Here is an 8,805-nt window from a genome sequence, read left to right as displayed (position 1 = left end):
CGGCGGCGGGACGCTCGCCGGGGCACCGCCCGCGCCCACGTGCGCGCGGGAGGACGGCACGCCGGCGGGCCGCGCGGAGGCGGCTCCCGGGGTCGTCTGATCCTCGCTCACGTTTTTCACAACATCAGTGTGCCGTAATTCCTTCCCGCGGAACAACGGATCGCCGATGTCGTAGCTCACGCAGGTAAGCCTTACCTAACCTGCGGCTTCACGCCTCGGCGACGCTCCGCGGCAGCACCACCACGGGGCACGGGGAGGCTCGGACGATCTTTCCCGACCCCTCGCCGAGGAAGACCTTGCGCAAGGGCCCCTCGTGGCTGGAAAGGCAGGCGAGGACCTCGCCCGGAAGCATATCCACGGTGCCGAGGGCCGCGGTGATGCCGGATCCGACGGCCACCTCCGTCGCCACGCGCGTCCCGCCGTCCAGGGACGCCGCGGCGCGGTCCAGGTCCTCCTCGGCCTGGGCGACCTGCCGGGCCATCAGCCGGTCGGCGTCGCGGAGCCGCGCGGCGAGCCCCGGCGGCCGGGGCACCAGCGTGACCAGCCGCATCGGCAGGTCCAGCGCCGCCGCCACGCGGGCCGCCGCGGCGAGCGGCCCGTCCACGTCGCGGCGCCGCCAGTAGGCCACCGTCAGCCGCTCGAACCGCTCCGGCGCCTCCTCCGCGTATCCGCGCGGCGCGAGCAGGACGGGCACGGGCGAGCCGTGCAGCAGCTGGTCGGCGGTGCTGCCGATGGCGACGCGGCCGCGGCGCCCGCGCGGCGCCGAGCCGATCACGATGAGCCGCGCGCCGACGTCCACGGCGACCTCGATGAGCCCCCGCCCGCTGCTCCGGTGCGCGTACGCGCGGAACTCCATGCTCCGCTTCGGCACGCCCAGCTCGCTCAGGCGGGTCTCGGCCCTGGCCAGCGCTTCCTCGGACCGCTCCTTGAGGTAGGCCAGCCACTCGGCGTCGACCGACCCGGGCCCCCGGGCCGGCCAGCCGGTCGGGCGGACGTTCACCCCGGTCAAGGGCACCTTCGCGGTACGGACGACCAGCGCCGCCAGGGCCAGCGCGTCGTCGCCGCGCTCGTCCGGCGAGCAGCCCACGAGCACCCGCACGTCCTGCTGCCCGCTCACGACGGCTCCTTTCCGGCACCGGGCGCGTCCCCGGCCGCCCCGCCGGGCGCGATGGAGGCCAGCCGCGAGTGGCGGCGCCCGTAGAGGAAGTAGGCGGCGAGCCCGGCGACGGTCCACAGCAGGAACACCAGCCAGGTCACGCTTCCGAGCCCGACCATCAGGTACACGCAGAACCCGATCCCGAGCAGCGGGGTGAGGGGGTAGAACGGCGTCCGGAAGCCGCGCGGGAGGTCCGGCCGGGTCCGCCGCAGGACGATCACGCCCGCGCTGACGAGCGCGAACGCGAACAGCGTCCCGATGCTGGTGGCGTCCACGAGCCGGCCGAGCGGGATCAGCGCCGCGAGGACGGAGATGAACGCCGCCACGATCACTGTGTTGGCGACGGGCACCGACCGCCGCGGGCTCACCCGCTGGAAGACGGCCGGGACGAGGCCGTCCCGGGACATGGCGAACAGGATGCGGGTCTGCCCGTACATGACGGTCAGGACGACGCTGGCGATGGCCACGACCGCGCCGAGCGAGAGGACCATGGAGGGCCACGACCGCCCGGACGCCTCGTCCAGCACCCGGGCGAGGGACGCCTCCGAACCGCTCAGCTCGAAGTCCGTCCACTCCATCGCCGCGACCGCGGCGAGGCCCACCAGGACGTACACCGCGGTCACGATGGCCAGCGACAGGACGATCGCGAGCGGCAGGTCCCGGCGGGGGTTCCTGGCCTCCTCGCCGGCGGTGGAGGCGGCGTCGAAGCCGATGTAGGAGAAGAACACCTTGGAGCCGGCCGCGCTGATCCCCGCCCAGCCCATCGGCGCGAACGGGGTGAGGTTCCCGCCGCGGAAGGCGGTGAAGGCCACCGCGCAGAAGAACACCAGCACGCCGATCTTGAGGAACACCATGATCGTGTTGGCGGTGGCGCTCTCGGACGTCCCGCGCAGCAGCAGGAGCGTCGCGATCAGCACCACGGCCACGGCCGGGAGGTTCACGACGCCGCCGGAGTCGCCCGGCGAGTTGCTCACCGCCGCCGGCATCGTGACGTGGAACGCCTTGTCGAGGAACTCGTTCAGGTAGGAGCCCCAGCCGACCGCGACGGCCGACACCGACACGGCGTACTCCAGCAGCAGGCACCAGCCGCACACCCAGGCCACCAGCTCCCCGAGCGTCGCGTAGGCGTAGGAGTAGGACGACCCGGACACCGGGATCGTCCCGGCCAGCTCGGCGTAGGACAGCGCGGAGAACAGCGCGGTGACGGCGGCGAGCACGAACGCCAGGACGACCGCCGGGCCCGCCTTCGGCACCGCCTCCCCCAGCACGACGAAGATGCCGGTGCCGAGGGTCGCGCCGACGCTGAAGAGCGTCAGCTGGAGCAGGCTCATCGACCGCTTCAGCTCGCCGCCCTCGCCCCGGCCGCCCTCGGCGACGATCCGGTCGACCGGCTTCGTCCGGAACAGCGAGCGCACGGCGCCCCCGCGCCGCGCCTGCGCGTCCCCGCCGAGCGCGGCCCGTCCCCGCATCGTGCCCTCCCTCCTCATGCCCCGGCGGTGCCCTGCCCGACGGTCCCGGTCCAGTGGCGCTCAGCCGAGGGTCGCGACCAGGAGCGCCTTGATCGTGTGCATCCGATTCTCCGCCTCGTCGAAGACGAGCGAGGCGTCCGACTCGAAGACCTCGTCGGTGACCTCCAGGGCGTCCAGGCCCGTCCTCCGGTGGATCTCCTCCCCCACCGCCGTCCCTCGGTCGTGCAGCGCGGGTAGGCAGTGCATGAACCGGACGCGGGGGTTGCCCGTCGCCTCCAGGACGGAGGCGTTGACCTGGTACGGCATGAGCATCCCGATCCGCTCGTCCCACATCTCCGCGGGCTCGCCCATGGACACCCACACGTCGGTGAGAACGAAGTCGGCGTCCCGGACGCCCGGCGCCACGTCCTCCCTGATGGTGATCCGCGCTCCGGTCCTGGTGGCGATCTCCCTGGCGGGCTTGATCACCGTGTCCTCGTCGGGCCACAGCGCCCGCGGCGCGACGATGCGGACGTCCATGCCGAGCAGGGCCCCGGTGACCAGGTAGGAGTTGCCCATGTTGCTCCGGGCGTCGCCCAGGTAGGCGTAGCGGACCTCATGCAGCGGCTTCCCGGCGTGCTCGCGCATGGTGAGCATGTCGGCGAGCATCTGCGTCGGGTGCCACTGGTCGGTCAGGCCGTTCCACACCGGGACGCCGGAGTACCGGGCCAGCTCCTCCACGGACCGCTGTCCCGACCCGCGGTACTCGATGCCGTCGAACATCCGGCCCAGCACCCGCGCGGTGTCCTTCATCGACTCCTTGCGGCCGATCTGGGAGCCGCCCGGATCGAGGTAGGTGGTGTGCGCCCCCTGGTCGTGCGCGGCCGTCTCGAAGGCGCAGCGGGTCCGGGTGGACGGCTTCTCGAAGATCAGCGCGATGTCCCTGCCGGCCAGGGCGGGCCGCTCCGTCCCGCCGTACTTGGCCGCCTTCAGGGCCGCCGCCAGGTCCAGCAGGTGGCGGAACTCCTCCGGCGAGAGGTCCAGCTCCCGGAGGAGGCTGCGGCCCCGCAGGTTGAACGCCATGGCCCGGTGCCCGCCCCCTCCGCCCCGCACGGCATCCCCCGACACGTCCCCGGACGGCGCGAACACCCAGGTCACGGGCCTGATCCGGACGACACGCGGGAGCTACCCGCGGCCTCCGGCGGCGAAACCGGGCGGCCCGGCGCGCCGCGCGGACGCGTCCCGGCCGATGGGGAGGGCTTTGCCGGACCGTTGCGCACTCCGGTCCCGCCCGCGGGTGATCCCGGGCGCGGAGCAATCCGGGCCCGGACCTAAACTCGTTCCCATGACACCCCCCGGGAACGGCGCGGTCGAGGTGAACTCGCTCGTCAAGCGCTATGGCACGGCGACGGCCGTGAACGGCCTCACGCTCAGCGCCGCCCGGGGCGCCGTCACCGCCCTGCTCGGCCCGAACGGCGCCGGGAAGACCACCACGATCGAGATCTGCGAGGGCTTCCGGCGCGCCGACGCGGGCACGGTCCGCGTCCTCGGCCTCGACCCGGTGGCCGACGCGCGCGCGCTGAAGCCCAGGGTCGGGGTGATGCCGCAGTCGGGGGGCGTGCCCGGCACGGCGCGGGCCGGGGAGTTCCTCCGGCTGGTCGCCTCCTTCCACTCGTCCCCGCTCGACCCGGACGCGCTGCTGGCACGGCTCGGCCTCACCGAGCACGCGCGGACCCCGTTCCGCCGCATGTCGGGCGGGCAGCAGCAGCGGCTCTCGCTCGCCGTCGCCGTCGTCGGGCGCCCCGAGCTGGTCTTCCTGGACGAGCCGACCACCGGCCTCGACCCGCAGGCGCGGCACGCCACCTGGGAGCTGATCGAGGAGCTGCGCGCCGCCGGGGTGTCGGTGGTGCTCACCACCCACAACATGGAGGAGGCCGAGCGCCTCGCCGACCGGGTCGTCATCGTCGACCACGGCGCGGTCGTCGCCGACGGCGCCCCGGCCGAGCTGACCGGCGCCGAGCGGCAGCTGCGCTTCCGCGCCCGGCCCGGCCTCGGCCTGGAGGAGCTGCTGTCGGCGCTGCCCGCGGGCAGCGCCGCCAAGGAGTCGCCCGCCGGGCACTACCTCATCGAGGCCGACGTGCGGCCCGAGCTGCTCGCCACCGTGACGGCCTGGTGCGCCTCGCACGGCGTCATGACCGAGGACCTGCGGATCGAGCGGCGCACGCTGGAGGACGTCTTCCTGGAACTGACCGGACGGGAGCTGCGCTCATGACCACCGCCCCCGGTGCCCCCGGCGCCGCGCCGGCGGCCGCGCCGCTGGACCTGGCGCCCGCCCCGGGCGCCGTCCCGCTGCCCCGGATGATCCTCGCCCAGACCGCGTACGAGCTCCGGACGCTGCTGCGCAACGGCGAGCAGCTCCTGCTGACCCTCGTCATCCCCGTGGTGCTGCTCACGCTGTTCAGCACCACGTCCCTGCTGGACCTCGGCTCCGGCCGCCGCGTCGACTTCCTCGCCCCGGGCGTCCTCGCGCTCGCGGTGATGTCCACGGCGTTCACCGGCCAGGCGATCGGCACCGGCTTCGAGCGCCGCTACGGCGTGCTCAAGCGGCTCGGCGCGACCCCGCTGCCGCGCGTCGGGCTCATCGCCGCGAAGACCCTCACGGTCGTCGCCGTCGAGGTCCTCCAGGCCGCGGTGATCTCCGCGGTGGCGCTGGCGCTCGGCTGGCACCCGCACGGCGACCCGCTCTCGGTGCTCGTCCTGCTCCTGCTGGGCACCGCCGCGTTCAGCGGGTTCGGGCTCCTCATGGCCGGCACGCTGCGCGCCGAGGCCACCCTCGCCGCCGCCAACCTCGTCTACATCCTGCTCCTCGCCGTCGGCGGCGTCGTGTTCCCGCTCGACAAGTTCCCCGGCGGCGTCCGGAGCGCCCTGGAACTGCTGCCGATCTCGGCACTGGCGGACGGGCTGCGGGACGTCCTGCGGGACGGCGCCGCGTTCCCCGGCGGCCCCTTGCTCGTCCTGGCCGTCTGGGCCGTCGCGGGGCTCGCCCTCGCCGCCCGGTTCTTCCGGTGGGAGTGACCAGTGGCACTCGCTGAGGCGCCCGGCTCGCTCGGCCGCGCCGGACGGGCCCCGTTCCGCGCGCGCCTGCTGTCGCTCGGGTCCGTCCCGCCGCCCGCGCTGATCCTGCTCGGCATCATCTCCCTCCAGGTCGGCGCGGGTTTCGCCAAGCACCTGTTCGACCGGCTGCCGCCGAGCGCGGTCGTCACCATGCGGCTGCTGACCTCGGCGATCGTGCTGGGCTTCCTGGCGCGCAAGGCGCTGCGCGGCGTGCTGCGCGACCACTCCCGGTCGAGCCTCGCCGTCGCCGCCGGGTTCGGGCTCACGCTGGCGCTGATGAACTTCTCGATCTACCAGTCGTTCGCGCGGATCCCGCTGGGCGTGGCCGTCACGATCGAGTTCCTCGGGCCGCTGCTCGTGTCCATCGTCGCGTCCCGCCGCCCGCGGGACCTGCTCTGGGTCGTGCTGGCGGGCGCGGGCGTGGTCATGCTGGCCAGGGGCGGCGGCGCGCTCGACCCGGCGGGGATCGGCTTCGCGCTGCTCGCCGGGGCCTGCTGGGCCGCCTACATCATGCTCAGCGCCGCCACCGGACGGCGGTTCTCCGGCTCCACCGGCCTCGCCCTCGCGAGCATCGTCGGCACCGCCGCGATCCTGCCGCTCGGCGTCGCGTCCGCGGGCACCGCGCTGCTCGACCCGCGGCTCGTCCTGATCGGGCTCGGCGTGGGCCTGCTGTCCTCGGTGATCCCGTACTCGCTGGAGCTGGAGGCGCTGCGGCGCATGTCCACCCGGGTGTTCGGGGTGCTGATGAGCCTGGAGCCGGCCGTCGCCGCGCTCGTCGGGGTGGCGCTCCTCGGCGAGGTCCTGACCCTGCGCCAGTGGGTCGCGATCGGCTGCGTGATCGTCGCGTGCGCGGGCGCCACGCTGGGCGGACGCGAGCCGCCGCCCGAGGCCCCGGAAGCCTGATCAGGCGGCTGATCCCCCGGCCTGGTGGGGCGGTGCTTCCGTGGCCGCCCTCGCCGCCGTTCGCATCCTCACGCGTGCAGGCGGCGGACGGCGACGCCCACGCACTCGCCCGGCCGGACGAAGCCGTACTCGCGCGAGTCCCAGCTCACGGACGGGTTGTCGCCCAGCACGACCAGCGCGCCGGGCGGGACCACGTCCTCGGACGCCTCGCGCAGCGCCGGGAAGCCGTCCCGGGGCACCCTGTCCCCCGCCACCGCCACCGCGCGCTTGACCAGGAGCCTGCCGCCGGGCGGGGGCGCCGCCTCCGGGACCAGCGGCAGCGCCGCCTCCTCCTCGGGAGTGAGGCCGGTGTCCGGCGGCGCGCTGCCGAGCGGCGGGTCGGGTGCCCTCACGACGACGATCTGCCCGGGACGGACGCGATCCGTCCGCCGGACGAGCAGCCGGTCCCCGGCGTGGAGCGTCGGCTCCATGCTGCGCCCGTTCACGGTCGCGACCAGGAGGTTCCGCCGGATCCAGAGCGCGCCCAGCCCGGAGCCGAGCGCCAGCCCGCCCGCGACCGCTGTCACCGCACCTGTTCTCACCGCACCGTCCTCACTGGGCCGTCTGGTAGCCGGCGGCCTGGAGCCGGAAGAGCCGGGCGTAGGTCCCATCGGCCGCGAGCAGCGCCTCGTGCGTGCCGCGTTCGGCGATGCGCCCACCGTCCAGGACGGCGATGAGGTCCGCCTCCCGGACGGCGTTGAGCCGGTGGGAGATGAGCAGGCTCGTCCGGCCCTCCCGGTACTCGCGCATCCGGGCGTGCACCTCGTGCTCGGCCTCCGGGTCGAGGCCGGAGCTCGGCTCGTCCAGGATCATGAGGTCCCGGCCGTCGCGGACGAACGCGCGGGCGAGCGCGAGGCGCTGCCACTGCCCGCCGGACAGCACCACGCCGGTGTCCGGGTCGTCCCGGTCGGCCTCGCTGAAGAACATGCGGGTCAGCAGCGTGTCGTAGCCTCGCGGCAACCCGGCGAGCCTGTCGTGGACGCCCGCGCGCCTGGCGGCCCAGCGGATCCGTTCCGGCTCGTCCAGGGCGGTCAGGTCGCCGAGCGCGATGTTCTCGGCCGCCGTCATGTCGTAGTGCATGTGCTCCTGGAACACCGCGCTGATGCGGTCGCGCAGCCGCTCGGGAGGGATGTCGCGCAGGTCCACGCCGTCCCAGAGGATCTGCCCGCGGGTCGGGTCGTACATCCGGCAGAGCAGCTTCACCAGGGTGCTCTTGCCCGCCCCGTTCAGGCCGACGAGCGCGACGGAGCGGCCCTCCGGGATCACCAGGTCGATGCCGGACAGCACCCACGGATGGTCGTCGCTGTAGCGGAACCACACGTCGCGCAGCTCGATGCCCGCACGCAGCGGCGGAGCGTCACCGTCCTCCGCGCGGGGCAGGTCGGGCTCGGCGCGGACGATCGCCGCGTAGTGGGTGAACGCCAGGAGCCGCCCGTGGACGGACGCGATCGCCGACACGAGCATGTCCAGGGCGCCCTGGACGCCGGCGACCGCCGCGACGAACATGGCGACGTCGCCGACACTCAGCGAACCGTCCCGCGCCGCCGTGACGGCCCACCACAGGCCCGCGCCCGCGACGGCCGCGCTCAGCGCCGTGAGCCCGCCCTGCGTGGCCAGCTCCCGGCGGTCCATCCTGCGCTCGGCATCGTTCGCGCGGTGCCGCTCGGCCATCATCCGGGCGCGCAGGAACGCCCCGGTCCCGAACAGCCGGATCTCCGTCGCGGCCTCGACGCCGGTGAGCAGGCGGCTGTAGAAGAACTCGCGCCGGTGGGTCTGCTCGTTCTCCCACTGGACGGCCGCGCGCCGCCGGGACAGCAGCAGCTCGGCGGCCAGCGCGGGCAGGGCCGCGAGCAGGACCAGCGCGGTCATCGCCGGGCTGAGCACCAGCAGCGAGCCGACGAACCCGGCCAGCGACAGCCCGCCCTGGAGCGCCCCGCCGACGCCCGCGACCAGCTCGGTGGTGCTCCCGCAGCCCTCCTGCGCCAGCCTCAGCCGGTCCAGGAAGGCGGGGTCCTCGAACCGGCGCAGGCCCACCTGGGTCCCGGCCGCCGCGAACAGCCGGTCGGTGGCGGCGACCCCCGCCGCCCGTCCGGCCTGCGCGCTCAGGTAGCGGCCGACCGCGGCCCGACCAGCCGGGCCACCAGC

Annotated in this window: 9 protein-coding genes; 3 read left to right on the top strand and 6 right to left on the bottom strand. The window is 74.7% G+C overall.

From position 1 onward, the window contains the following. The 4 genes from E1300_RS51945 to argF all read right to left on the bottom strand — a co-directional run. Positions 1–180: hypothetical protein (locus tag E1300_RS51945; RefSeq protein WP_207400331.1), on the bottom strand; the 180-nt coding region annotated here is incomplete at its 3' end. 28 nt (positions 181–208) lie between these two features. Then, the gene (locus tag E1300_RS44725; RefSeq protein ID WP_131763350.1) at positions 209–1,117 is read right to left on the bottom strand and encodes a universal stress protein; all 909 of its coding nucleotides are present in this window, start codon (positions 1,115–1,117) and stop codon (positions 209–211) included. Continuing rightward, the gene (locus E1300_RS44720) at positions 1,114–2,625 is read right to left on the bottom strand and encodes an amino acid permease (protein ID WP_131763349.1); all 1,512 of its coding nucleotides are present in this window, start codon (positions 2,623–2,625) and stop codon (positions 1,114–1,116) included. Before E1300_RS44720 ends, E1300_RS44725 begins: the two co-directional genes overlap by 4 nt. 60 nt (positions 2,626–2,685) lie before the next feature. Continuing rightward, positions 2,686–3,687 carry an ornithine carbamoyltransferase gene (gene argF / locus E1300_RS44715; protein WP_131763351.1) on the bottom strand — a complete coding sequence of 334 codons (1,002 nt, stop codon included), beginning with the start codon at positions 3,685–3,687 and terminating at the stop codon, positions 2,686–2,688. Between the two features lie 262 nt (positions 3,688–3,949). Between argF and E1300_RS44710 the strand changes: the two genes are divergently transcribed. The 3 genes from E1300_RS44710 to E1300_RS44700 are packed head-to-tail and all read left to right on the top strand — an operon-like array spanning position 3,950 to position 6,621. Further along, the gene (locus tag E1300_RS44710) at positions 3,950–4,876 is read left to right on the top strand and encodes an ABC transporter ATP-binding protein (RefSeq protein WP_131763348.1); all 927 of its coding nucleotides are present in this window, start codon (positions 3,950–3,952) and stop codon (positions 4,874–4,876) included. Then, complete coding sequence (locus E1300_RS44705; RefSeq protein ID WP_131763347.1) at positions 4,873–5,679, top strand: ABC transporter permease; 807 nt, start codon at positions 4,873–4,875, stop codon at positions 5,677–5,679. The genes E1300_RS44710 and E1300_RS44705 overlap by 4 nt, the downstream gene beginning before the upstream one ends. A gap of 3 nt (positions 5,680–5,682) precedes the next feature. Further along, the gene (locus tag E1300_RS44700) at positions 5,683–6,621 is read left to right on the top strand and encodes an EamA family transporter (RefSeq protein ID WP_131763346.1); all 939 of its coding nucleotides are present in this window, start codon (positions 5,683–5,685) and stop codon (positions 6,619–6,621) included. Positions 6,622–6,689: 68 nt separating this feature from the next. Here E1300_RS44700 and E1300_RS44695 read toward each other — a convergent pair whose 3' ends face one another. Both E1300_RS44695 and E1300_RS44690 read right to left on the bottom strand, forming a co-directional pair. After that, the gene (locus tag E1300_RS44695; protein WP_207400329.1) at positions 6,690–7,202 is read right to left on the bottom strand and encodes a S26 family signal peptidase; all 513 of its coding nucleotides are present in this window, start codon (positions 7,200–7,202) and stop codon (positions 6,690–6,692) included. Positions 7,203–7,212: 10 nt separating this feature from the next. Then, positions 7,213–8,805 (bottom strand): ABC transporter ATP-binding protein (locus E1300_RS44690; protein ID WP_131763344.1); only part of this gene is annotated, 1,593 nt, incomplete at its 5' end.

Source organism: Actinomadura fibrosa, from assembly GCF_900659615.1.
Classification (GTDB): domain Bacteria; phylum Actinomycetota; class Actinomycetes; order Streptosporangiales; family Streptosporangiaceae; genus Spirillospora; species Spirillospora fibrosa.
The sequence above is the reverse complement of the archived record's forward strand: the minus strand, read 5'-3'. Positions and strand labels throughout refer to the sequence as shown.

What these genes read in the sequence shown, in the direction of transcription:
- E1300_RS44720 (WP_131763349.1), bottom strand. Translation starts at nt 2,625, where the DNA reads ATGCGGGGACGGGCCGCGCTCGGCGGGGACGCGCAGGCGCGGCGCGGG.
- argF (WP_131763351.1), bottom strand. Translation starts at nt 3,687, where the DNA reads ATGGCGTTCAACCTGCGGGGCCGCAGCCTCCTCCGGGAGCTGGACCTC.
- E1300_RS44710 (WP_131763348.1), top strand. Translation starts at nt 3,950, where the DNA reads ATGACACCCCCCGGGAACGGCGCGGTCGAGGTGAACTCGCTCGTCAAG.
- E1300_RS44705 (WP_131763347.1), top strand. Translation starts at nt 4,873, where the DNA reads ATGACCACCGCCCCCGGTGCCCCCGGCGCCGCGCCGGCGGCCGCGCCG.